Annotated in this window: 26 protein-coding genes; 7 read left to right on the forward strand and 19 right to left on the reverse strand. The window is 52.1% G+C overall.

Annotated elements, in window-relative coordinates:
* Positions 1–37 precede the first annotated feature (37 nt).
* Genes K5E19_RS05285 through K5E19_RS05295 form a run of 3 tightly spaced genes read right to left on the reverse strand, consistent with a single transcriptional unit; the run spans position 38 to position 2,774 of the window.
* A complete protein-coding gene (locus K5E19_RS05285; RefSeq protein WP_221550293.1) occupies positions 38–793 on the reverse strand; it encodes a terminase endonuclease subunit in 756 nt (251 codons plus the stop codon).
* A gap of 3 nt (positions 794–796) precedes the next feature.
* Positions 797–1,864 (reverse strand): phage major capsid protein, P2 family, encoded by a 1,068-nt coding sequence (locus K5E19_RS05290; RefSeq protein ID WP_221550294.1) that lies wholly within the window; start codon positions 1,862–1,864, stop codon positions 797–799.
* Positions 1,865–1,919: 55 nt separating this feature from the next.
* Positions 1,920–2,774, reverse strand: coding sequence for a GPO family capsid scaffolding protein (locus tag K5E19_RS05295; RefSeq protein WP_221550295.1), 855 nt, complete (start codon positions 2,772–2,774; stop codon positions 1,920–1,922).
* Between the two features lie 165 nt (positions 2,775–2,939).
* Between K5E19_RS05295 and K5E19_RS05300 the strand changes: the two genes are divergently transcribed.
* Both K5E19_RS05300 and K5E19_RS05305 read left to right on the forward strand, forming a co-directional pair.
* Positions 2,940–4,709, forward strand: coding sequence for a terminase ATPase subunit family protein (locus K5E19_RS05300; RefSeq protein WP_221550296.1), 1,770 nt, complete (start codon positions 2,940–2,942; stop codon positions 4,707–4,709).
* 1 nt (position 4,710) lies between these two features.
* Positions 4,711–5,736 (forward strand): phage portal protein, encoded by a 1,026-nt coding sequence (locus K5E19_RS05305; RefSeq protein WP_221550297.1) that lies wholly within the window; start codon positions 4,711–4,713, stop codon positions 5,734–5,736.
* On the opposite strand, the gene K5E19_RS05310 is transcribed toward K5E19_RS05305, so the two are convergent.
* Positions 5,733–5,888: a hypothetical protein gene (locus tag K5E19_RS05310; RefSeq protein WP_221550298.1), complete on the reverse strand. Its 156-nt coding sequence runs from the start codon at positions 5,886–5,888 to the stop codon at positions 5,733–5,735. The two genes, K5E19_RS05305 and K5E19_RS05310, sit on opposite strands and share 4 nt — an antisense overlap.
* A 278-nt stretch (positions 5,889–6,166) precedes the next feature.
* On the opposite strand from K5E19_RS05310, the gene K5E19_RS05315 reads away from it, so the two are divergent.
* Complete coding sequence (locus tag K5E19_RS05315; RefSeq protein WP_221550299.1) at positions 6,167–7,090, forward strand: hypothetical protein; 924 nt, start codon at positions 6,167–6,169, stop codon at positions 7,088–7,090.
* 93 nt (positions 7,091–7,183) lie between these two features.
* Here K5E19_RS05315 and K5E19_RS05320 read toward each other — a convergent pair whose 3' ends face one another.
* From K5E19_RS05320 to K5E19_RS05340, 5 genes are all read right to left on the reverse strand, one after another.
* The gene (locus K5E19_RS05320; protein ID WP_221550300.1) at positions 7,184–9,457 is read right to left on the reverse strand and encodes a replication endonuclease; all 2,274 of its coding nucleotides are present in this window, start codon (positions 9,455–9,457) and stop codon (positions 7,184–7,186) included.
* Position 9,458: 1 nt separating this feature from the next.
* Positions 9,459–9,722 carry a DUF5405 family protein gene (locus K5E19_RS05325; RefSeq protein WP_032665600.1) on the reverse strand — a complete coding sequence of 88 codons (264 nt, stop codon included), beginning with the start codon at positions 9,720–9,722 and terminating at the stop codon, positions 9,459–9,461.
* Positions 9,723–9,753: 31 nt separating this feature from the next.
* Positions 9,754–9,963, reverse strand: coding sequence for a DUF2732 family protein (locus tag K5E19_RS05330; protein WP_221550301.1), 210 nt, complete (start codon positions 9,961–9,963; stop codon positions 9,754–9,756).
* Between the two features lie 66 nt (positions 9,964–10,029).
* Positions 10,030–10,530, reverse strand: coding sequence for a replication protein B (locus tag K5E19_RS05335; RefSeq protein WP_221550302.1), 501 nt, complete (start codon positions 10,528–10,530; stop codon positions 10,030–10,032).
* A 166-nt stretch (positions 10,531–10,696) separates the two neighbouring features.
* Complete coding sequence (locus K5E19_RS05340; RefSeq protein ID WP_032658818.1) at positions 10,697–10,972, reverse strand: regulatory phage cox family protein; 276 nt, start codon at positions 10,970–10,972, stop codon at positions 10,697–10,699.
* A 135-nt stretch (positions 10,973–11,107) separates the two neighbouring features.
* Between K5E19_RS05340 and K5E19_RS05345 the strand changes: the two genes are divergently transcribed.
* On the forward strand, positions 11,108–11,404 hold the full coding sequence (locus tag K5E19_RS05345) for a helix-turn-helix transcriptional regulator (protein WP_221550303.1): 297 nt from the start codon (positions 11,108–11,110) through the stop codon (positions 11,402–11,404).
* A gap of 96 nt (positions 11,405–11,500) precedes the next feature.
* On the forward strand, positions 11,501–12,511 hold the full coding sequence (locus tag K5E19_RS05350) for a tyrosine-type recombinase/integrase (protein ID WP_032666330.1): 1,011 nt from the start codon (positions 11,501–11,503) through the stop codon (positions 12,509–12,511).
* Positions 12,512–12,620: 109 nt separating this feature from the next.
* Here the strand turns inward: K5E19_RS05350 and leuE are convergent, their stop codons facing one another.
* The 3 genes from leuE to K5E19_RS05365 form a co-directional block, all read right to left on the reverse strand.
* Complete coding sequence (leuE, locus tag K5E19_RS05355; RefSeq protein WP_221550304.1) at positions 12,621–13,256, reverse strand: leucine efflux protein LeuE; 636 nt, start codon at positions 13,254–13,256, stop codon at positions 12,621–12,623.
* Positions 13,257–13,325: 69 nt separating this feature from the next.
* Positions 13,326–13,736, reverse strand: coding sequence for an Exc2 family lipoprotein (locus K5E19_RS05360; protein WP_221550305.1), 411 nt, complete (start codon positions 13,734–13,736; stop codon positions 13,326–13,328).
* A gap of 127 nt (positions 13,737–13,863) precedes the next feature.
* Positions 13,864–14,037 (reverse strand): YciY family protein, encoded by a 174-nt coding sequence (locus K5E19_RS05365; RefSeq protein ID WP_017384232.1) that lies wholly within the window; start codon positions 14,035–14,037, stop codon positions 13,864–13,866.
* Between the two features lie 143 nt (positions 14,038–14,180).
* Here K5E19_RS05365 and cls point away from each other — a divergent pair, with 143 nt between their 5' ends.
* Together cls and K5E19_RS05375 are read left to right on the forward strand one after the other, a co-directional pair.
* Positions 14,181–15,641 (forward strand): cardiolipin synthase, encoded by a 1,461-nt coding sequence (gene cls, locus K5E19_RS05370; protein WP_089599052.1) that lies wholly within the window; start codon positions 14,181–14,183, stop codon positions 15,639–15,641.
* Between the two features lie 33 nt (positions 15,642–15,674).
* Positions 15,675–16,004, forward strand: coding sequence for an HI1450 family dsDNA-mimic protein (locus K5E19_RS05375; protein ID WP_221550306.1), 330 nt, complete (start codon positions 15,675–15,677; stop codon positions 16,002–16,004).
* 31 nt (positions 16,005–16,035) lie between these two features.
* Here K5E19_RS05375 and K5E19_RS05380 read toward each other — a convergent pair whose 3' ends face one another.
* The 7 genes from K5E19_RS05380 to K5E19_RS05410 form a co-directional block, all read right to left on the reverse strand.
* Complete coding sequence (locus K5E19_RS05380) at positions 16,036–16,905, reverse strand: ion transporter (RefSeq protein WP_221550307.1); 870 nt, start codon at positions 16,903–16,905, stop codon at positions 16,036–16,038.
* Between the two features lie 14 nt (positions 16,906–16,919).
* Positions 16,920–17,924: a murein tripeptide/oligopeptide ABC transporter ATP-binding protein OppF gene (oppF, locus tag K5E19_RS05385; RefSeq protein WP_221550308.1), complete on the reverse strand. Its 1,005-nt coding sequence runs from the start codon at positions 17,922–17,924 to the stop codon at positions 16,920–16,922.
* Positions 17,921–18,934, reverse strand: a complete 1,014-nt coding sequence (locus K5E19_RS05390; protein ID WP_221550309.1) for an ABC transporter ATP-binding protein — start codon at positions 18,932–18,934, stop codon at positions 17,921–17,923. The genes oppF and K5E19_RS05390 overlap by 4 nt, the downstream gene beginning before the upstream one ends.
* A gap of 11 nt (positions 18,935–18,945) precedes the next feature.
* Entirely contained in the window at positions 18,946–19,854 is a 909-nt protein-coding gene (oppC, locus tag K5E19_RS05395; RefSeq protein ID WP_014884161.1) for an oligopeptide ABC transporter permease OppC, read from the reverse strand.
* A gap of 12 nt (positions 19,855–19,866) precedes the next feature.
* Positions 19,867–20,787, reverse strand: coding sequence for an oligopeptide ABC transporter permease OppB (oppB, locus tag K5E19_RS05400; RefSeq protein WP_221550310.1), 921 nt, complete (start codon positions 20,785–20,787; stop codon positions 19,867–19,869).
* A gap of 84 nt (positions 20,788–20,871) precedes the next feature.
* The gene (gene oppA / locus K5E19_RS05405; protein WP_221550311.1) at positions 20,872–22,500 is read right to left on the reverse strand and encodes an oligopeptide ABC transporter substrate-binding protein OppA; all 1,629 of its coding nucleotides are present in this window, start codon (positions 22,498–22,500) and stop codon (positions 20,872–20,874) included.
* Positions 22,501–23,272: 772 nt separating this feature from the next.
* Complete coding sequence (locus tag K5E19_RS05410) at positions 23,273–23,920, reverse strand: YchE family NAAT transporter (RefSeq protein ID WP_010433000.1); 648 nt, start codon at positions 23,918–23,920, stop codon at positions 23,273–23,275.
* Positions 23,921–23,992 lie beyond the last annotated feature (72 nt).

The following is a 23,992-nucleotide window of genomic DNA, read 5'->3' on the forward strand; positions in this document are numbered from 1 at the left end:
ATTGAACGGCGTGCCGCCCGGCTCGGGGAGCGCTCGGTTAACCTGCGGCTTTTGCCGCCTTTGGTGGACGCCCGCGCCGTGCCGCCGGTTTAGCGGCAGGTTTGCGCGTGCGCGGTTTAGTCGTTTTGGTTTTCGGGGCGGGTTCAGGTTTTGGCCTGAGCTGGCGCGCTAACTGCTCGATATCCTTTTTGACCCCGATAGTGCTTTCTAGCTGGATCGCACGCTGCAGGTGCGCCAGCGCCTCGGGCAGTTGCTTCGCATCACGCAGCACGTAGCCGGTGATTTTGTGCAGCTTCGCACGCACGATATCGGGCATATCCGCGCGCTCCGTCAGCGCAATGGTGTCGAGCAGGTTCGCCAGTTCGACCGGCTGTTTTGCCGCGAGCAGGCGCTGCGCGGCGAGCGTGACCTCTTCGGCCAGCAGGCACGGCGTCGGACGGCGACCGACCGGCATGGTGAGGCCGTAGGTCATGGCGTAACGGGCTATCTCCAGCGCCCCGGCGATATCGTCAGCATCGAGACGCCACAGCATGACCGTCATGACGATGTCATCCTGCGCCCCTTTACCACTGTCGAGGACGCCAGCCACCCACGGCAGATAGAACGGCAGCAGCTCGCGTTTTTTCGCGGCTTTACGCTCTTTTGAACTGATTTGTTTTAGCGTGCGGTTGTCTGCGGCCAGCTTAACGAGCATCTGCTCATAGGCAGTTGCATTGCGCAGCGGGACAGCAGCCCGCCGCGCTGTTTCAGAGGCCGAGACCCGCATCATGTGACGCGCTGCGGGACTCGTCATGGCTTACTCTCCGCTTTCCGGTGCAGCAGGTGCAGTGAAATCACCGAGCGTGATATTTTCAATCAGGCACCCGGCGGCGTAAGCCTCGACCACGTAGTCGATATTCATTGACTCGTAGTTTTCGACGCGGTCTTTCTTCGGTTCTTCGATGATGGCGCGGCGGTGTGCGTCATCCATGAAGTAAATCGACAGGTTGTCGAGACGCGTCACCATTAGGGCATTTGCCGGGAAGTACGGCACGCGCACGGCTGGCAGGTTGCCGATTCGCTTCTGGCTGATGATGATGTCAGCGGCCAGCGACTCGGTGTTTGCCTGCTCTTTGTTGACTATCGGGAAATATTTATCCGCCATCAGCTTACGCCCGGTGATGACAACCAGTTCCGGGTCATCCTGATAAATCTCGTCAATCAGGTTGCCGGTGGCATCCATGACCAGCGCGTCGAGGTTCGCATAGTCGCCGTTTTTACCCACGCGGATCACTTCAGAAATCACCGCTCCTTCCTCGTCGGTGATTTTGGACATCACGCGCGCTGGCGCTTCATTGCGGTACTTCTGCAGCCAGCCGGTCGCCACGTCCTGCAGCATCGGATTCTTTTTGCGGTCAGACGTCGCCGCGCGCTCGATGCCGTTGAAACCGGCCATGATGAAATCGAGCGACTGACGCTTGATAATCGCGTCGCGGATACGGGTCTGGAAGTCCTGGAATCGCGCCCACAGGTCGAGCTGTTTGTAGCGGATATGGAAGTCAAAGTTAATCTGCGCGCACTCGTATTTGTTGGACTCCAGAGCGGTGAAATCAGCGGTTTTACGCTCGTCGTCACCGGCGGTGTCGGCAGTGCTGGCAATCGTACCGTTAACGCCAACCCCGACTTTTTCGCCCTTCAGCTCGTCGACCGGCACGATGTTGATTTTGGTCAGAAACGCGGATGACATCTGCAGGGTGGTCATCAGGGTTTGCGTGACCGACGGCTCGACGGTGAATTTCTTCGCCACGTCATCGGTGGAAACGCCGTTTAGCTCCGCAACGCGGGACAGGTAGGCATTGAATTTGAAGCGGGTATCTTTACGCATGGTTATTCCTGTTCAGGTAATAGGTATCAGGCCGGGCAGCACACCCGGCGGGTTATCAGCAGTTGGTCAGCAGCTCGTCGCCCGTGCCACCTTTTGAAAGCTCGCGGCGCGGCTGGCGCTGGCTTTCGGTGTTATCGAGGGAGTTTTTGAGGGTGTTAAACGCCTGCGCGTTTTCATCGACTTTGCTGGTCACGTCCTGCTTAAGCTGCGCAAAAGCGGTCTCCAGCTCGGTGATGCGCTGGTCGGTGGCGGTGAGGTTGGTTTGCACCAGCTCGGTGACGGTGGTGACGGCCTCATGCACATCGGCGAGACGTGCATCATCGCTGGCGTGTTTGCGGCTGAATATGGCCTTAACCTTGTCGGTCAGGCTGTTGAGCATGGTGTCGGGAATGTCCTCAAATTCCAGTTCAGCCAGTGAGGCGACAGAAAAAACGTCGTCCGGCTGGTCTTTTTTACCGGCGAGCGGGTTCTGCGTGGCGCGGCTGCAGAATTCGAGGTATTCCGTGCCGAGGCTTGCCGGGTCATCGGTGACGGCGAGGCCAACCAGATAGCACTTGCCACTGTTGGCAAAGTTCGGGCGGATCTCCATGGAGGTGTAAACCTTCTGCCCGGCCTTAACCATGCTGACCAGCTCATCGAGCGGCTGGATTTTGCCAAACAGCGCCATTTTGCCATCGAGCGCAGAGCCATCGCTGATAATCTCCGCCTTAAGCTCGGTCACATCGCCATAGCGTTTAAACGCGCTGTCAGGCATCAGCCCCCGGATATGTTCGAGGTTAATGCGGCAGCCGTAGACGCGCGGGTCGAACGTGTCGGCCATATCCTGAATATCATCACCGCTGATGACGCGGCCATCGCAGGTGTCACCCTCGACGCCGATGCGAAACCATTTAGAAACTTTCTTTGCCATTTTTCAGGTGTCCTGATGTTGGGTTTTCGGGTCGGGGTTAGTTTCCCGACTCTGCCCCCTATCAGCCACCGCTTGCGATCCGATTAGATCCTACACAACAAGGGCTTAGCGATAATGCCCGGCCATTTACTTAGCCTTGCCTCGTGATAAAAAAACGAGGTAAGCATGACCATTTCAACGGACCTTTCACTGTTAAATGACCCGCGACGACAGGCGCGATTGCTGTACTGGCAGGGCTTCGCCGTGCCGCAAATCTGCGACATGCTGCAGCTCAAGCGCCCGACGGTGCAGAGCTGGAAACAACGTGATGGATGGGAGGAAACCGCGCCGATTAACCGCGTTCAATCAACGTTAGAGGCGCGACTCATCCAGCTTTACGCAAAGCCAGGTCTGACCGCGCATGACTTCAAAGTCGCTGATTTTCTTTCGCGCCAGATGGAGCGCCTCGCACGCGTGAACCGCTACGGCCAGACCGGAAACGAGGTGGATTTAAACCCCAACATTGCGAGCCGCAACAAGGGAGATCGCAAAAAGCCGAAACGGAATTTCTTTAGTGATGAAGCGATTGAAAAGCTGGAAGAAATTTTCTTCGACCAGTCGTTTGAGTATCAGCTCAACTGGCATAAGGCAGGCATCGCGCATCGCATTCGCCACATCCTCAAATCGCGCCAGATTGGCGCAACGTTCTACTTTGCGCGCGAGGCACTTCTGCGCGCCCTTAAAACAGGCCAGAACCAGATATTTTTGTCGGCCAGTAAAACGCAGGCTTACGTATTCCGTAAGTACATCATCGCCTTTGCGCGTCTGGTCGATGTCGACCTGTCAGGCGACCCGATTGTCATCGGCAACAACGGCGCAGAGCTGATTTTTCTCGGGACCAACTCCAACACCGCGCAGAGCCACAACGGCGACCTGTATGTCGATGAAATTTTCTGGATACCCAACTTCCAGAAGCTGCGCAAAGTCGCCTCGGGCATGGCCTCGCAGTCACACCTGCGCACCACCTATTTTTCGACCCCGTCGACGCTCGCGCATGGCGCTTACCCTTTCTGGTCAGGCGAGCTGTTTAACCGTGGCCGCAGCAACCGCGACGAACGTGTCGACATCGATATCAGTCATCAGGTGCTCGCCGGTGGCGTGCTGTGCGGTGACGGCCAGTGGCGGCAGATTGTCACCATTGAGGATGCGCTCGCCGGTGGCTGCACCCTGTTTAACCTCGACCAGCTCAAGCAGGAAAACAGCGCGGATGACTTCCGTAACCTGTTTATGTGCGAGTTCGTCGACGATAAGGCGTCGGTATTCCCGTTCGAGGAGCTGCAACGCTGCATGGTCGATGCGATGGAGGAGTGGGAGGACTTCGAACCCTTTGCCGACCGTCCGTTTAACTGGCGTCCGGTCTGGATTGGCTACGACCCGTCACATACCGGCGACAGCGCAGGCTGTGCGGTGCTTGCTCCGCCGCTGGTTGCCGGTGGCAAGTTCCGCATCCTTGAGCGTCACCAGTGGAAAGGCATGGACTTTGCCGCGCAGGCCGAGGCCATCCGGGCGCTGACCGAGAAATACACTGTCGACTATATCGGTATCGATGCGACCGGCATCGGCCAGGGTGTTTACCAGCTCGTGCGCTCATTCTTCCCGGCGGCGCGCGCCATCCGCTACACGCCGGAAATGAAAACGGCGATGGTGCTGAAAGCAAAAGACACCATCAGGCGCGGGTGTCTGGAATATGACGCCGGGGCGACCGACATCACTCAGTCATTTATGGCTATCCGCAAAACGATGACCAGCAGTGGCCGCAGCGCCACCTATGAAGCCAGCCGTAGTGAGGAAGCCAGCCACGCGGATATCGCGTGGGCGACCATGCACGCCCTGTTAAACGAGCCGCTTTCCGCAGGTAGCGGTATGCACTCCACCTCAATTCTGGACATTAACTAAGATGAAAAAACGCCAAAATAAACAGCCAAAACAGATCAACATGACCGCCAGCGCACCGCAGAAAATGGAGGCGTTCACCTTTGGCGAGCCGTCACCTGTTCTGGATCGCCGCGATATCCTCGACTATGTCGAGTGCATCAACAACGGCAAATGGTACGAGCCGCCGGTCAACTTCTCCGGGCTGGCGAAAAGCCTGCGCGCCGCCGTGCACCACAGCTCCCCGATTTACGTGAAGCGCAACATTCTGACGAGTACCTACATCCCGCATCCGTTGCTTTCACGTCAGGATTTCAGCCGCCTTGTGCTCGATTATCTGGTCTTTGCCAACGGCTATCTTGAAAAACGCATGAGCGTCACCGGCCAGCTATTTAAGCTGGAAACCTCCCCTGCCAAATACACCCGCCGTGGCGTCGACGAGGGCGTTTACTGGTACGTGTCGGACTTCACGCACCCGCACCAGTTCGCGCCCGGCTCGGTGTGCCATTTGCTGGAGCCCGATATCAATCAGGAGCTCTACGGGATGCCGGAATACCTGAGCGCGCTAAATTCAGCCTGGCTGAATGAATCCGCCACGCTTTTTCGTCGCAAGTATTACCAGAACGGCGCGCACGCGGGTTACATCATGTACGTCACCGACGCGGCGCAGAGCAGCACCGACGTCGAGGCGCTGCGCTCCGCGATGCGGGATTCGAAAGGGCTCGGGAATTTCAAAAACCTGTTTTTCTATGCCCCGAACGGGAAACCGGATGGCATCAAGATCGTGCCGCTGAGTGAAGTCGCCACAAAGGATGATTTTTTTAACATCAAGAAGGTGAGCGCCGCCGACCTGCTCGATGCGCACCGCGTACCGTTCCAGCTCATGGGCGGCAAGCCCGAGAATATCGGCTCAATGGGCGATATCGAGAAGGTGGCGCGGGTGTTTGTGCGCAACGAGCTGACGCCGCTGCAGGAGCGTTTCAAAGAGATTAACGATTGGTTAGGAATGGAGGTGATCCGCTTTAAGGATTACGGCATCGATATCGACTAAACCCCGCCCCAAATGCCGTCTCCGGGCGGCACATCTTCAAAGCGTGTCAGACGGCGCACACGCGACGCAATCACCACCGCATCACATTGACCGCCCCCACAGCGCAGCACGCCGCCATGACGCGCACAGACGCGCAAAATAAATCCTGTCATCACGTCTGGCGCGCAGTGCTATCCCCGCCTCGCCTGCGCGCTTGATGGATCGTTTTAAATGCAAGTGCGTGAGCAGTTCAAGACGGTTCCAGTACTAGGTTTACTTGACATAATTGCAAGACTAAATTGAATGCAAATTCATGCACCATAGAAATGCATGCATTAGGACACCAATTCTGACGTTAAATATAATTCAAGTTCCAAGTTACTGATATGCTGTTAAGCGTTTGAAGATCTTCCTGCAGATTCAACTTCTTAAATACAAGGATCCCCAAGATATGTTATCTAGCATTTCCGCCGAGTTTGGTTACTATCCACATCCTGTAGATGTAACAGATAAGCGATTTAGCCTAAAAACTTTGCCTAACTTTAGCGAATCAGTAGAACATATCAATGGTGATACAAACATCATCAGAGATTGGATTTACCCAGGTGCTCAACAGATACAACTTATCGGGCATGGTATAAAAACAATGCCGTACAGCGTACGAGTGTTCGGCTTACCCAAAACACACATACTAACTTTAAATGAATGTAAAAGGCAAAACGAGCTGGAGTTTGTTGTTTGGTGCTTATCATTTTTTTGGGGCATGAGATTGACAACGACTGAAGCGGGCTTTCTCGATGCAGCAACCATAAAGCCTAATAAGTTAGTAGACTTTGTATTAACTCCAGCAAACACTGTCAGCATCATCAATTTAGCTCTAAATTTCATTAACGATAAAAAAGACGACTTTGCATTATCACGTATACCGGCTGTTATACATGCGTTATTTTTAGCTCAATATCCACACGCCCTTTCTTTCGAGACATTCCAGTATCTATACGTAGCTATAGATGGATGTTTTAAAATCCTTTGGGAGGAAAAAGGCCTTAAATCTCGACAGCCACCTCACTCAGATCGCATCCGATGGATGTGCGAAGAGTTTTCTATCCCCGTTCCTTCATGGGCAATAGGTAAAGATGGTATCGCATCGCTAAGAAATGAAAATTTTCATGAAGCAATTTTCTTTGGCCAACCTTTAGGGTTTTCCAGTTTCAATCGTGCTCATGAACATAATCTCCCCAAAAGCCTCATTCTCCAGATGGAAGCATTAACATGCAGATATCTTGCAGCAATTTTAGGAGTAAAAGACAAAACCTATATCACATCTAATATCAACACTCGGCAATACTTATCCTTATCTCTTAAATCAAAATGATAAAACTCTTTTAAAAAGAGATTCGGAATTCCGTCAAAAACTTGGGGTCAAAACATTTACATGGCCCCTTACTATCTAATTGCTATACGTTCTTTAAAACCCAGACCATTCCTTAGCAACGGGGTATTTTAATTTTTTATCGCCATAAATCACCGTTGCCCCACGCGCCAGCGCGTCGAGCTCACACCGTTCCGGGGTAATGCCCGTCTGAGCTAAATCGAAACGAATTTTTGCGACGCGATCCCTTTCGGGCTTTGTCATCCTGGCTGATGGCGCTTGCTCGCTGGTTTTGAGCGGCGCATTGCTTCTTTTCTGCCGATGTTTGCGCGGTGCGCCAGCCTTTAACGCCCCGTTAAGCACCTTCAAGACGTCCGGCTCATTCCAGCCGATAACCTCGCGCTCAATCAGATTTAACACTGCTGCGGCTTGCTCAGACGGTGTGGGGGTCATAACTGGATCGCCACCGCCGGTGAGCTTTCCACAGTTATTGACAGGACTCCGAGGCGCGGCAGAGCCGCTTTTTAAGGTCAAAGGCTCAACGGCCAAAACCTTTGGAACGATTCGCCATTCGGCTGTATGGGTTACATGGACACGGTGAGCCCCGAGGTGAGGGGCATAAATACCGACCACCCTCTCGATATCTTCCTCGTACTCGTTAACCTCATCCGTCACCTTACGGGCGACCCTGACGGCCTGAGCATCACGCGGCATGTTTGCCCCACCCTGCGCGATGATGTACCGCTCAAAGTCGCCCTCATCTGCAGCAGCTCGCGCGGCCTCGACCCTGTCGTCAAACTCGCAGGCAATACTCACCCCACGCGGCAGTTTGCGCAGTTCGCGGTAAGCGCCCATCGTCGGGAGACCAATAGGTTTAAACTGAGGGATACGCCATGTTGACGCCCATGCGGTGACGGCTGCGGCCGTATCTTTCAGAGGCTTGCCGGTGTCGTGATCGAGCTGGCCGTCGAGCGCGTAACCGTCGATATTTTTTGCAATGTATTTAGCGATATAACCCGCCGCTCCGCCCTGATTAAGATGGCGTGACTCAAAGCGCTGTTTTGCCGCACCCATTTCGTGTCCGTCCTCTTTGAGGGCATAACGACGCATAATTTCGTTAATGGCTTTACGCTGACCGGGTTTGCAAAACAGCATCATGTGCCAGTGTGGCGTGCCGTCGTGGTGCGGTTCGACAACGCGCATCCCGTACACCTCTAAATCGTTATCTTTGAACGCGGTACGCATCAGGCTCCAGATTCGGCAGAGATAGCGCTGGCCGTCTTTGGGTGTGAATGCGGTTTCGTTCCAGCCGTGATTGAGCTGCACCGTTTTGCTTTCGCCTTTGCCGACCTGTCGGGTCGGATGATATTTCGATGGCGTGGTCAGCGTGATAAACATCCCCACGTCACCAACGCTGGTCGCGTAACGTTCAATCCCGGCGATAGTGTTCATCAGCTCCATGCGGCGTATTTCAGGGTTTGAAATACTCCCCATGACCTTACTGATGAGGTCGATACGTTCGCCGGTGACTTTGTTTTCCAGTTCACAGGATTTCAGGTATTCGAGATTAGCCAGGCGGCGCGAGTGAACATCGCGGATCGCCATTTTGCTTGCGTAAGGTGAGCGGTCTTTGTTGACCTCACCGGCAGCGATGAGCAGCGCCTCGCGCCAGCGCATCCGCTGTGCTTTGAGCTGGTTGAACCACCACTCGTCTTTAATCAGGCGGGAAATAGTGGAAAATGCCATGCGGATCGTCATCTGACCCTTACGGTATTTTTTCCAGTACATTGGGGTGATGTTAAATGCGCGAGCAATACCGGCCACTTGCCCGTATAGGTGCGACTGAGCTTCATCGGTGAAAAGTGTCTCTTTCCCGCCGTGAGCCTCCGCCCAGGCGTCGCTTAACTCCTCGTATTTGCTCCAGAGCTGAGAGGCAATTCTGGCCGCAAATTTCCTGAGCTCTTTGTCATTCATATCTGGTAAGCGCGCATACTGGTCGCGCTCGGACAGAAAACCAATCGAGGCGGATTCATTCATCCCGCACAGCTCATTAACACGCTCAAGACGCGGCAGCAACTTGCGCTCAAACGTGTTTTTAAGGAAATACAGCCCACCCAAAGGGCTCTTTTTACGGCGGATGAAGTTATAACGCGATGTAAACAGCGTTTGCAGGAAAAACGGCAGACGGTCAATACGGTTTAAAACACCTTGCACCTGACGGAGTTCGGCACGTGTAAGGGGTCTGTCCCGGCCAATAGCCTCTTTGTTGACGTTATTCCAGGGATAAGCACCAACGAATGAATCACTGGTGTCCTTCAAAAATGGTGGTGGTGGCGAGGGGGCAATACGCCCCCGAGATTCGATGGACATACTATTTAAAGGCGTCCAGACATTGCTTCCCCAGGCGTTCAATTCGAGCTTCCAAAGCTGAGAAGCCAATAAGATCGCTGGTCAAAAGATCATGCAATACCAGGCCTGAGATAAGCTTAGGGATAGTTGGGTAGTAACCCACAACGTCCAGCCAATCCTTGCCTTTGTTCTTCCCGGATGTTGCGGTCTTCTTCTCCTGCAAAATGAATTGATAGCGGTCACTGGTGATGACGTACTGGTTATTTATCTCGATGCGTATGCTCATTCTGGCTTCCTTTTAAAAGTGGTTAGCCCGCTCAATCGAATATTGAGTTGTGCAGACTTGCCGACTCTTGACCTAATAACTCGATAATCTCGGTACGATTGAGCTTAGACTTGCTGATATGCGCGATAAGCCCGTCAAATCGAGAAGAGAAACGTGTCGCGAGGTCGCGCTGTGCTTCGTTTACTGCCTTCTCCAGGAGAGCGGAAAACATGCCATCTGGTACTGTGTTTTGTGTTTGCATTTGCCTATCTCCAGACAAAAGGAGTCCCCACGCTGTAAGGCGCGTAATAAAACGAATCCAGATTAATTAATGTAAATACTGCTCAGGTTTTACCGAGGCTAAAATGGTTGGTGCGTACTCAAAAAGGCTAAACAGTTCTCGCAAAGCGCGGAAAAGTTTGTCGCGCCAATAACAGTCCTCTTCATTTAAACGCCAGTGCGGCATCATAAATTCCTGTTCTGTCAGTCCCGCATGAAGAAACAATGAGCGCCTTTGGCTAACGGACAGGCGACTGATGAAAGTTGCTTTTGACGAGCCAATTTGGCGGTGCCGGGCAAATGCATTTCTCAATTCATCAAGCGCACAAACAAGACGCTCACGATCTGCTTCGGTCATTTCCTCTAAGCGCATGACAGAGTGACGCTGTTTTAATTGAGCGTGGAAACAAACCGTAAGACGCTCCCGCTCCATCATCTGATTATAAAAATCACAGGTATCCTGCCAGCGAGGCTGAGCCAAATACTTGCAGACCAGACCGCGAAGCGCTGTTGGTTGTTTCTGGATCACGTCCAGTGTCATTACCGTCATAACCACAGTCCTCTCTTTTTGACCAGGCGACGAAGCTTCTCGATAACGCCCGCCTTTCGGGTTCGGATGATGATGCCCTTACGTCCACGACCGTGAGTGATAGTGAAGTTGGTAGGTTTAGGACTTTCTCTTCGAAGCAACTGTGCAATACAGCGAGGTTCACTATTCATACTGGCTCCCCTAATCCGAGCCACATCAGCCAACCATCACGAATTTCCTTCGGGCGGCTGTCATATGCCATCTTCATCCCCTTGTTCCAGGCAGGCAGATAAACCCAATATTCCCCTGCACGCCCACTCGTTGACTGCGGATCAGTCATCTCGACTACAGGAAGCTTCCCCTTTTCAATCATGCCTTTAACGGCTGCAGGTGTTTTACCAATAAGGCGCGCGAATTCCTGGTATGGAACGGCGTCGCTCACACTATCAATGACCCTATTCATTTGTGAGTATTCCTCGTTAGTGTTTTAATTGCTCCTAATGGCTATTAATTGCCATATTGGAGCCATTGGCTTGCGATAACGAGTTAAAGATTACTCCGTTATCGTTTTTCTATCAATAGTGGAGTGCTAATTACGATGATACCCGTAAATGAAAAGCTAGCGATAATGCGTGAGTCAGAACGTATGAATAGGAAAGAATTCAGTGACTTAACAGGCGTTCCATACAGCTCTCTTTCGAGTTACGAGAAGGGTGTAAAAGATATGGGCATACAGGCGGTGATGAAGATTTTGAATCATCCTCAGTTCAAAAAATACACTATGTGGTTCATGACAGAGACGATATCACCTGAAGCTGGGCAGATTGCACCGGCTCTCGCGCACTTTGGGCAGCAGAAAACAACGTCATCCCACTCAGACCAGAAAACTGGCTAACTATTTATGGCGCTTATTTGTGCAGTAAATGCACAGTGAGTTTTTGCTATTTAAATCAGGAAATTGAAGTACGCAGTAACATCATCGGGAGGCTTTATGTCTGTTAAAAAGCTCGATGATGGTCGATATGAAGTGGACATTAGACCGACCGGGCGTAACGGAAAACGCATCCGTCGGAAGTTCGACAAGAAAAGCGAGGCGATGGCTTTTGAAAAGCATACTCAATATAACCATCACTCAAAGGAATGGCTTTCAAAACCAACGGACAAACGCCAATTGTCGGAACTGAAAGAGTTATGGTGGAAGCTGAAAGGTAAACATGAGGAGCACGGTCAATCGTATCTCAGGAAAATTGAGCGTTTCGAAACGATGACCGGAAACCCGTGCGCTTTCCAGATCACCAAGAGCCTGATAACGCAATATTGTGCTCAACGTCGGGGTGAAGGTATTAAGCCAACTACCATCAACCGCGACCTGATCACGCTAGGTGGGATGTTCACAACCCTGATTGAGTCAGAACTGTATAACGGTGAGCATCCATTCAGGGGATTCAAAAAACTGAAAGAGCAGACAGCCGAAACGGGCTATCTCACTCTTGAGGAAATTGACGCCTTACTTGCTGCGCTCTCAGGTGATAATCGTAAAATTGCGGTTTTGTGTTTGAGTACCGGAGCAAGATGGGGAGAAGCTGCGCGATTGAAGGCTGAGAATGTGATTCATAACCGGGTGTCTTTCGTTAAGACGAAAACCAACACACCGCGCACGGTCCCGATCTCTGATGACGTTGCGGCTTACGTAGTCGGCAAAACACGAGGTTTTCTGTTTCCTGAGGCCAGTTATGCTGACTTCAGGCGAACCCTCAAAGAAGTTAAGCCCGATTTACCGGCCGGACAAGCAACACATGCGCTACGACACTCTTTCGCGACGCACTTTATGATTAACGGGGGCAACATCATCACACTGCAGAGGATCTTAGGTCATACGAAAATTGCGCAGACAATGGTCTATGCGCACTTCGCTCCTCAGTACCTGCAGGACGCGATTTCGCTTAACCCGTTGAAGGGTGCTAATGGTGGTCAGAGTGTCCACAATGTGTCCACACCCTAGCCGCTTTTTATGGCTTTTGACTGCTAGTAGTAAAACGTGAAGCCTTGTCTGGCGCGGCTTTCCAGTTACGCCAGACATTAAAAAGGCTCCCTCAGGAGCCTTTCTTCTGTCAATGCAGCGACGCTAACCTCGCCGCAAAGCCGACAAATAACAGTCCGATCAGCCCATTCCCCAGCTTCGCCAGTTTCTTTTTGGTTTTCAGGTAACGGGTGACAAACGCGCCAGAGAAAATCAGGAAGCTCATGTACATAAAGCTAATCAGCTCAAGCGTGGTGGCGAGGATCAGGAAAGAGGTTCCCGTATTTTGCGCATTTACGTCAATAAACTGTACGAAGAATGACACGTAAAACAGAATCGCTTTTGGATTCGTCAGGCTCAATACCAGGGAACGTTTCATGATCGCGCTGGCAGGCTCGGTTCCACCTTCGTGGGCGTTATTCTGGCGAGTCATAACGGACCACAGCATTTTGCCGCCGAGCCACAGCAGATAAAACGCCCCCAGATAGCGGACGATATTGAACAGCACCGGCGTGGTCTGGATTAAGGCCGCAACACCTGCCCAGGCCAGAAACATTAAAACCGCATCACCGATAAACACACCGGTCGCGGCGAGATAGCCTTTTTTGATGCCGTGACCAATACCCGTTTTTAATACAAACAGCGTATTCGGTCCGGGTACCAGCACAATGAAAAATGCGCCGACCACGTACGTCCAGAAATTCAGTACACCAAACTCCGCAAACACCTCTCCCTCCTTTTGCTGAAAAACAACGGGAATATCGCTGCAAAAACGATATTCCCGAAAAATGTCGCGTTATTGTACGCCGTTATAGCCGTCAAGATAAGTCGTGGCCAGTTCGTTGCCGTATAAAATGGCATCCTTCGGCTCCATTTCCGAAGTCCATTTACTCCCACTATTCCCCGTGAAGGCGTGCTCCGTTTTGGCCTCATCCTTTAATTGATCGCGAATAGCCTGTGCATACTGCTGGGCGTAAGACGGCGGTTTCCCCGCGGCGCGGTCATCTTTCCCCTGCTTATACAGCTCACGAAACTGCGGGACATTGAGACGGTAATTTTGCGAAATGCTGGAGGTATAATTCCCGCCCGTAAAATTGGATTGATGCGAGACGAAATAATAGGCATGTCTTTCAGGTGAGGGTTTATTGCTGTTGCAACCGCTGAGGACAGCGATCCCCATAAGTACCGCGACCACTTTTCCATTCATCCTTTGTTCCTTTTAAATTCATGAGGTTAGGCAAGAGGAGTATATCGCGGAATGAGGTCGGGAGGAGACTGCAAAAAATGATAGTCTTATAAAATCAGCGGGCACCTTGACAGTGCCCTCATGGTTCTCAGATATCCTGGACGGCGAACAGCAACGCGTTGCGGTGTCTGTTTAGTCCACATTTTCTGATAGCGTGGATACGCATATTGCGGCGGGATTGTGCTTCCAGCCAACGAGCCTTACGACGACTCACCTGTCGCAACATACGCCAGCGCCCTACTTCTGTTCTACTGCGCTTCATATCGACAACTCTTTCACTCACAGAGTCGTCATTATAAGCTCAACCTCGTCGCAAACCAGCGCTTTTATCTGCCGTTTTTATTTGCCAGATGAATCCTGATGCGTACACTCATAACAATACGCTTTCAAAAGGATTTTTTACTTATGACAACCTTCTACACCGTGGTGAGTTGGCTGGTCATTCTGGGATACTGGCTGTTAATCGCGGGGGTGACGTTACGCATCCTGATGAAGCGCAGAGCCGTACCTTCTGCCATGGCCTGGCTTCTGATTATTTACATTCTGCCACTGGTGGGCATTATCGCGTATCTCTCTTTCGGTGAGCTCCATCTGGGCAAACGCCGCGCCGAACGCGCTCGCGCGATGTGGCCCTCGACGGCGAAATGGCTCAGCGATCTCAAAGCCTGCAAGCATATCTTTGCCGAAGAGAACAGCAGCGTCGCCTCTTCATTATTCAAGCTGTGCGAACGCCGCCAGGGCATCGCGGGCGTTAAGGGTAATCAGCTGCAATTAATGACCTCCTCCGACGATGTAATGCAGGCGCTGATCCGCGATATTCAGCTGGCGCGTCATAACATCGAGATGGTCTTTTATATCTGGCAGCCGGGGGGCATGGCGGATCAGGTTGCTGAATCACTGATGGCCGCCGCTCGTCGCGGTATTCATTGCCGCCTGATGCTGGATTCCGCTGGCAGCGTCGCGTTTTTCCGCAGCCCGTGGGCAGGAATGATGCGCAACGCGGGTATAGAAGTGGTTGAGGCGCTGAAGGTTAATCTGCTGCGTGTCTTCCTGCGGCGCATGGATCTTCGCCAGCACCGCAAAATGATTCTGATTGATAACTATATTGCCTACACGGGCAGTATGAACCTGGTCGACCCTCGCTTCTTCAAGCAGGATTCCGGTGTCGGTCAATGGATCGACCTGATGGCGCGAATGGAAGGTCCGGTCGCCACCTCGATGGGGATCGTCTACTCGTGCGACTGGGAAATTGAGACCGGTAAGCGTATTTTACCGCCGCCCCCAGACGGCAATATTATGCCGTTTGAAGAGGCCAGCGGGCATACCATTCATACCATTGCCTCCGGCCCGGGTTTCCCGGAAGACCTCATCCACCAGGCATTACTCACGGCGACCTATTCTGCGCGTGAGTATTTGATTATGACGACGCCCTACTTCGTCCCGAGCGACGATCTGCTGCATGCTATTTGTACTGCCGCGCAGCGTGGTGTCGACGTCAGTATTATTATGCCGCGCAAAAACGATTCGCTGCTGGTCGGCTGGGCAAGCCGCGCGTTCTTTAGCGAACTCCTTGCCGCAGGGGTGAAAATTTATCAGTTTGAAGGCGGGCTGTTGCATACCAAGAGCGTGCTGGTGGACGGTGAGCTGAGCCTGGTGGGCACAGTTAATCTTGATATGCGCAGCCTGTGGCTTAACTTTGAAATCACCCTCGTGATTGACGATGCCGGATTTGGTGGCGATCTGGCAGCGGTCCAGGATGATTATATCTCCCGCTCGCGCCTGCTGGATGCCAGACTGTGGGTGAAACGCCCTCTCTGGCAGAGAATTGCTGAACGACTGTTTTACTTCTTTAGTCCGTTGCTGTAAAACGTGCCCAACGATGTTTAACAGGTAGTCATCATGGAAATGGATCTGAACAATCGCCTGACCGAAGACGAAACGCTCGAGCAGGCCTATGACATTTTTCTCGAACTGGCGGTTGATAACCTCGATCCCGCAGATGTGATCCTCTTTAATCTGCAGTTTGAAGAACGCGGCGGTGCCGAGCTGTTCGTCCCTTCAGAAGACTGGGCTGAGCATGTTGATTTTGATCTCAATCCTGACTTCTTTGCCGAAGTGGTGATTGGGCTGGCCGATGAAGATGGCGGCGAAATTAACGACATTTTCGCCCGCGTTCTGCTGTGTCGCGAGAAAGACCACAAGCTGTGCCATATTCTCTGGCGCGAATAATAAAAAAGGCTGCGATGGCAGCCTTTTTTATTTAGTCCGGTAATTCACTTCCACAGCGGTTACAGAAACGCGCGCTGTGTTCATGATCACCCTGATGGCAGTTCGGGCATTTACGCTGCTGCTTGCGGTTCTGAAATGCACTGCTCATGTGGGTGGTAATCAGTCCCGTTGGGATCGCGATCACCGAATAGCCAATCAGAATCAGTACCGATGCCACAATACGCCCAAGCGGCGTGTGCGGTGTGATATCACCGTAGCCAACGGTCGTAACGGTCACAATGGCCCAGTAGACGGACGCGTTCAGCGTCGTAAAACCATTTTTGGGGCCTTCTATCAAATACATCAGCGCGCCGAATACAATCATGACGATGGCAATAAATGAGTAGAACAGCACCAGCTGATGCCGCGCGCTGGCTATCGCGCTCCAGAACACGCGTAATGACGGCATAAAACGCAGTAATTTCAGAATACGTAATACCCGAATGACGCGCATCGCTCGCCAGGCGAAGACATAGCTCAGGCTGATTTCCGGCCAAAGCCACATGACATAGAGCGGCAGGATGGTGGCTAAATCGATAAATCCCCAGAAGCTGAAGACATATCTGGCCGGGTTAGGCCAACAAAATACCCGGAGTAAATATTCCGCGGTAAAGACCAGTGTGATAATAAACTCAAGCCAGACAAAGGTATGCCACTCATCATATGTCAGGTGATACTGCGTCCCGGCACCCGACTCAATAAAGATGACAACCACGCTGAGCAGCGCAAATAAACCGCAAAGGCCTTCGAAACGTCGCCCGGATACCGTTTCGGGATCGAATAAAAAATGATAAAGCCGCCGACGGACTGACGTGAATAAACGCGACACAATAACCTCGCAAAAAATAAGGGCTGACATCATGTCAGCCCTTGCGATTATAACGGGTCTACTTTAAGGCAGGAAACCGCATGTCGGAAACTGCCCTCCAGCACCGGTCGCGTTTTCGCACATTCCGGTCCGGCCATTGGGCAGCGGGTGCGGAAAACGCAGCCTGACGGCGGGTTAATCGGTGAGGGTAATTCCCCTTCCAGCAGCTGGATGGTTTTATTTTTTTCCAGATCCGGGTCGGGGATCGGCACCGCTGACATCAACGCTCTGGTGTAGGGGTGCAATGGATTGTGGTACACCTCGTCATAGGTGCCCAGTTCTACCGCATGCCCCAGGTACATCACCAGTACACGGTCAGAAATGTGCTTCACCACGGCCAGATCGTGCGCGATGAAAATCAGCGACAGCCCCATTTCACGCTGTAGTTTCTGCAGCAGGTTGACTACCTGTGCCTGGATAGAGACATCCAGCGCGGAAACCGGCTCATCACAAATGATCAGCTTCGGTTCCAGAATTAGCGCACGCGCAATACCAATACGCTGGCACTGGCCGCCGGAGAATTCGTGCGGATAGCGGTTGATCAGGTTTGGCAGCAGGCCCACTTTCATCATCATCGCTTTCACACGATCGCGAACTTCCTGACGCGACATCTTAGGATGATAGGTGCGCAGCGGCTCGGCAATAATCTCGCCGATGGTCATGCGCGGGTTCAGCGACGCCAGCGGATCCTGGAAAATCATCTGGATGTCGCTACGCACGTCGCGCCACTCGTCCGGTTTCATTCCAAGCAGGTCTTTACCGAGCCAGGCCACTTTGCCGTCGGTGGCTTTCACCAAACCGATAATGGCACGGGCAAAAGTGGACTTACCGCAGCCAGACTCCCCTACCACGCCCAGCGTTTCGCCCTCGTACAGACGAAGCGTTACGCCGTCAACGGCTTTGAGGGTTTTAGGCGGCTGCCAGAACCACTGTTTACCGTCTTTGATATCGAAATGCACTTTAAGATCGGCAATTTCGAGCAGCACATTTCTTTTTTCATCTAATGCGTTCATACCAGCTCCTCATGCGACTTAAAGCAGGCGCGCAGGCGGCCTGGTGCAAACTCTTCCAGCGGCGGAGCGCTATTACAAATCTCCATCGCATGCGGACAACGTGGCTGGAATGGACAACCTTTTGGCAAACGCAGCAGGTTTGGTGGGTTACCCGGGATCGTCAGCAGGGATTCACCTTCTGCATCCAGACGAGGTACCGCATTCAGCAGGCCAATAGAGTACGGATGCGCAGGCTGATAGAAGACATCACGCGCCTGACCATATTCCATCGTACGACCGGCATACATCACCAGCACTTTGTCGCAAATACCCGCAACCACGCCCAGGTCATGGGTGATCATGATAATTGCCGTGTTGAATTCCCGCTTAAGCTCGTTCAACAGGGTCATGATCTGTGCCTGAACGGTCACATCGAGAGCGGTAGTCGGCTCATCAGCAATCAGCAGTTTTGGCCGGCAGAGCAGCGCCATCGCAATCATCACGCGCTGACGCATACCGCCAGAGAACTCGTGCGGGAACATGCGCATGCGCTTGCGCGCTTCCGGCATTTTTACCGCATCCAGCATTTTGACCGACTCTTCAAAAGCTTCCGCTTTACCCATGCCTTTGTGCAGCATCAGCACTTCCATCAGCTGTTCGCCGACGCGCATGTAGGGGTTTAAAGAGGTCATTGGGTCCTGGAAAATCATCGAAATCTGCTCGGCGCGAAGCTTATTCAGCTCGTGCTCCGGCAGATTGAGGATTTCACGACCGTTGAATTTCGCAGAACCACCGATCACGCCGTTAGACGCCAGAAGCCCCATCAGCGCAAACGCGGTTTGAGATTTACCGGAGCCAGACTCCCCCACGATCCCCAGCGTTTCACCGGCGCGCAGGTTAAAATTAAGGTCGTTTACGGCGGTGACATCACCGTCCGGCGTTTTAAAGGTGACGCGGAGATCGTTTACATCAAGCAGCATGTTGCTCTGCTGTTGCGCCTGTGGCGCAGTGGCCGTTTCAATTATCGTCATGACGGCGCTCCTTAACGGTCTTTCGGGTCGAGGGCATCACGCAGGCCATCGCCGATAAAGTTGAAACAAAACAGGGTGACAACCAGGAAGCCCGCCGGATACAGCAGCAACCACGGCGAAACTTCCATAGAGTTTGCACCGTCACTCAGCAACGCGCCCCAGCTGCTTAGCGGCTCTTGTGTACCCAGACCCAGGAAGCTCAGGAAGGATTCAAACAGGATCATGCTCGGCACCAGCAGTGAGGCATACACCACCACTACGCCCAGAACGTTCGGCACGATGTGGCGAACCACGATATTACGGGTTGATACGCCCCCCACCTGCGCCGCCTCGATAAACTCTTTGCGCTTAAGACTCAGCGTTTGACCGCGCACGATACGCGCCATATCCAGCCAGGACACCATCCCGATGGCCACGAAAATCAACAGGATGTTCTGACCAAAGAAGGTCACCAGCAGGATCACGAAGAACATGAACGGGAAGGAGTTGAGGATTTCCAGCAGACGCATCATGACGGAGTCCACTTTCCCGCCGAGATAACCAGAAAGCGATCCGTAGAGCGTGCCGAGGATCACCGCCACCAGCGCGGCAGCAATACCCACCATCAACGAAATGCGGCCCCCGATGGCCACGCGTACCAGCAGGTCACGACCGGATGAATCGGTACCGAAATAGTGACCGGACTCCATATCTGGCGCGCTGGACATCATCCCCCAGTCCGTGTCGAAATAGGTGAATTGCGACAGCATCGGTGCCAGCGTCACAAACAGGGCAATGATCACCAGTACGACCAGGCTGGCGACGGCAGCACGGTTGTGCATAAAGCGGCGGCGCGCATCCTGCCAGAGGCTACGACCTTCGACTTCCAGTTTTTCACTGAAGTTTTCCAGCGCCTCGCTGTTTTTCTTACTCAACATCATGGCGTGCTCCAGTTAGTAACGGATTTTAGGATCGATAACGGCATACAGCACATCGACGATGGCGTTAAACAGAATGGTCAGCGCACCAACCAAAATCGTCAGGCTCAGCACCAGCGAGTAGTCACGGTTAAGCGCACCGTTAACAAACAGCTGACCAATGCCCGGCAGGCCGTAGATGGTTTCGATAACCATTGACCCCGTAATGATGCCGACAAAAGCTGGCCCCAGGTAAGACAGGACGGGCAACAGCGCAGGCTTCAGCGCGTGGCGTAAAATAATCCGGCGCATCGGTAAGCCTTTCGCGCGCGCGGTACGGATGAAGTTTGAGTGCAGAACCTCAATCATCGACCCGCGCGTGATACGCGCGATACTGGCGATGTACGCCAATGACAATGCCACCATTGGCAGTATCATGAACTTAAGCGCCCCACCGTTCCAGCCACCGCCGGGCAGCCATTTCAGCGTGATGGCAAAGATCATGACCAGCAATGGTGCGACGACGAAGCTTGGGATAACCACCCCAGTCATTGCGACTCCCATGACGGCATAATCCCATTTGGTATTTTGTTTTAAGGCGGCGATAACGCCTGCAGCAACCCCGAGCACGACGGCGAGCAGGAATGCAGCAGCGCCCAATTTAGCCGATACCGGGAAGCTCGACGCCACCAGGTCGTTAACGGAGTAGTCTTTATATTTGAATGACGGCCCAAAATCCCCGTGTGCCAGCTGCTTCAAATAGTTGAAATACTGGGTAGAGATGGGATCGTTCAGATGGTATTTCGCTTCGATGTTAGCCATGACTTCTGGCGGCAGCGTACGTTCACCGGTAAATGGACTTCCCGGCGCAAGGCGCATCATGAAGAAGGAAATTGTGATGAGAATAAATAGCGTTGGAATCGCTTCAAGACAGCGACGTAGGATAAATTTCAACATTGCCCGTACCTTCTGGCGTGTGCCTATATTATGTGACGTTGGTTAGACACCGTGGGGCGAGCACGCCCGCCCCACTCATTGCCATTAATGCTTGATAATATACAAGTTTTTAACGTAGATATTATCCATCGGGTCTTTACCGGTATACCCACCTACCCACGGTTTCACCAGACGGGCGTTAACGTAGTAGTAAACCGGAACGATCGCGGAATCTTTATCCAGCTGCTGCTCGGCCTTAGAGTACAGATCTGTACGCTGTGCTTCATCAGTGGCTTTCAGCGTGTCGCCAATCAGCTTGTCGAACGCCGGGCTCTTATAGTGAGCCGTGTTGTTCGAGCTGTCGCTCAGCATGGTGTTCAGGAAGGAGGTCGGTTCGTTATAGTCTGCACACCAGCCAGCACGTGCCACATCAAAGGTGCCCTGATGACGGCTGTCGAGGAAGGTTTTCCACTCCTGGTTCTCCAGCTTCACGTTCGCGCCCAGGTTCTTTTTCCAGATCGAGGCGACGGCGATAGCCAGTTTTTTGTGCAGATCAGAGGTGTTGTACAGCAGGCTGAAGGTCAGCGGTTTATCTGCGGTATAGCCCGCTTCGGCCAGCAGTTTCTTCGCTTCTGCGTTACGCTGTTCCTGAGTCTGTTTGAACCAGTCTGGCTCGGTCAGTTTTGCGCCATCGGTGTATGGAGGGGTATAGCTGTACGCCGGCAGGTCGCCCTGGTTTTTCACTTTGTTCACGATGATATCGCGATCCAGTGCCAGCTTCAGCGCGGTACGAACGCGCACGTCGGTGAACGGTGCTTTCTGGTTGTTGATTTCATAGTAATAGGTGCACAGGTACGGATCGACGTGAACTTCTTTCGGGATCTCTTTTTTCAGTTTCTGGAACAGTTCAATCGGCATGTTGTTATAGGTCATGTCGATTTCACCGCTGCGGTAGCGGTTAACGTCTGTCACTTCAGAGGAAATTGGCAGGTAAGTCACCTGATTGATCACGGTTTTCGCGTTGTCCCAATACTGCGGGTTACGCTCCAGAACCATACGTTCGTTGACCACCCAGTCTTTCAGCTTATAAGCACCGTTGGTCACGATATTGGCTGGCTGCGTCCATTTTTCACCAAATTTCTCCACGGCGGATTTCGGTACCGGAGAGACGGACGGGTGAACAAGCAGCTTATAGAAGTACGGAACAGGTTCGCTCAACGTTACTTCAAAAGTATTCGCATCAATGGCTTTTACGCCCAGATCGGTAACAGGTTTTTTGCCTGCGATAATGTCATCAATATTGGCGATGTGACCATATTGCAGATAGCTCGCATATGGAGAGGCGGTATTTGGATTCGCCAGGCGCTGCCAGCTATACACGAAATCTTCGGCGGTGACCGGAGTGCCGTCGGACCACTTAGCATCTTTACGCAGATGGAAGGTCCAGACTTTGAAATCTTTGTTTTCCCATTTCTCTGCCACACCCGGAGCCGGGTGGCCGTCTACGTCAGTGACCAGCAGACCTTCAAACAGATCGCGGTTAACGTTCGACTCAGGAACTCCTTCAATTTTGTGCGGGTCCAGAGACTGAACTTCCGCACCGTTGTTACGCACCAGCGTCTGTTTTTCCGCCAGTTGAACCCCTGCAGGCACATCCGCAGCCATTGCGTTGCCCGCGATTAGCGCAGTTAAAATCCCCGCCGCTACCAGATTTTTTTTTGTGATGATGGTCATTGTGTTGGTACTCCACTCATTATAATTACTGGCCTTCGCCAGCTGTGTAATCCCCTGTTGGGGCCTGTACAGCGCAGGAGTTTTTTTATGCTGCTGCCAGGTTCTTTTTTCTACTTCTTGCTATCACCGACTTTTTTATTACTGACCGCTCGTATGGCCGTCTTGCGTCGATTCTTAACACGCCGCCCCGTCTGCGACGCGTTCTGGATTTCTGAGACGAAAACTATATGAAAATAATTCTCATCTACTTGTTTAATTCTGCAAAATATAAGGCCGGAAAGTATCAAAAGCCGCAAACGCCCGCCAATACAATTTGCAAATTTGTTAAGCAATTCTCTTTTACGATGGATGCCATTTCTCTGGCAATCGTCTCACCGGACAGCAATTATCAAAAAACCAATTAATATTCAAAGAGATGTAAAAATCAACCTGTGCACACACTTCGTTGCGTCGCCGCTGGCAGGTTTTACACAATAATTTAACAATTGGTTATTATTTAGCACATTCTTCTAGAGGAACATTGAAATTACTAATATCATTTCGGATATCACTCAGCAAGCCCCAGACTATCATGTGAGTAAAATAACAGAGCATTCGAGGGATTTATGTGCAGGCGGGTAGGTAAGAAAGAATTAACTCGTTGAAATACAAGTAAAGAGGATTATTAGTAGAATTTATTATGTCATGTTCACATTTCAACTTTATTTATATGATTTGCTGATAATGACGTAAAAAAAACGGAGCTCGTGGCTCCGTCCTTTCATATGAAGTGTTAATGCAATAACCCGGGGAAAATGCTTTTAATGCCGGTCACAATAAACTCAATCCCCAGCGCCATCAGTAGCAGACCCATGATACGGGTAATAACGTTGATGCCCGTTTGTCCCAACAGTCTCACCAGCCAGGGCGCCATGCGGAATACGCCCCAACAGCAGAGCGCGAAAAGCGCAATCGCCACGGAAAAACCGATCAGGTGCATCAGACTGTGATAGCGCGTCCCCCACACTATTGTCGAGCTAATGGCCCCCGGACCTGCCATCAGCGGCAAGGCCAACGGAACGACACCGATACTTTCACGGACCGCCGTTTCTGATTTTTCCTGTTTGTTCTGTTTATCTTCACCCAGCTTACCGCTGATCATCGACATGGCGATGGTGACAACCAGGATCCCGCCCGCAATACGGAAGGAATCAATAGAGATACCGAACAACTGCAGAATGGCGTCGCCCAGGTAAAGCGACGTCAGCAGAATAATCGCCACCGATAAGTTTGCCGTCAGGTTGGTTTTGTTTCTGGCAACGGCGGTCTGGTAGCTGGTCATACTAATGAAGACAGGGATAATCCCCACGGGGTTCACCAGGGCAAACAAACCAATAAAAAACTTAAAATATGTAGGGAAATCAAAGAGCGTTTGAATCACATTTAGCTCCGCTAATGAGCATGTTCAGGGACAGAAAATATGTCATGATAAAACCGCGCTGAAGATACGCTT

It is taken from the genome of Enterobacter sp. RIT637 (assembly GCF_019718755.1).
Classification (GTDB): domain Bacteria; phylum Pseudomonadota; class Gammaproteobacteria; order Enterobacterales; family Enterobacteriaceae; genus Enterobacter.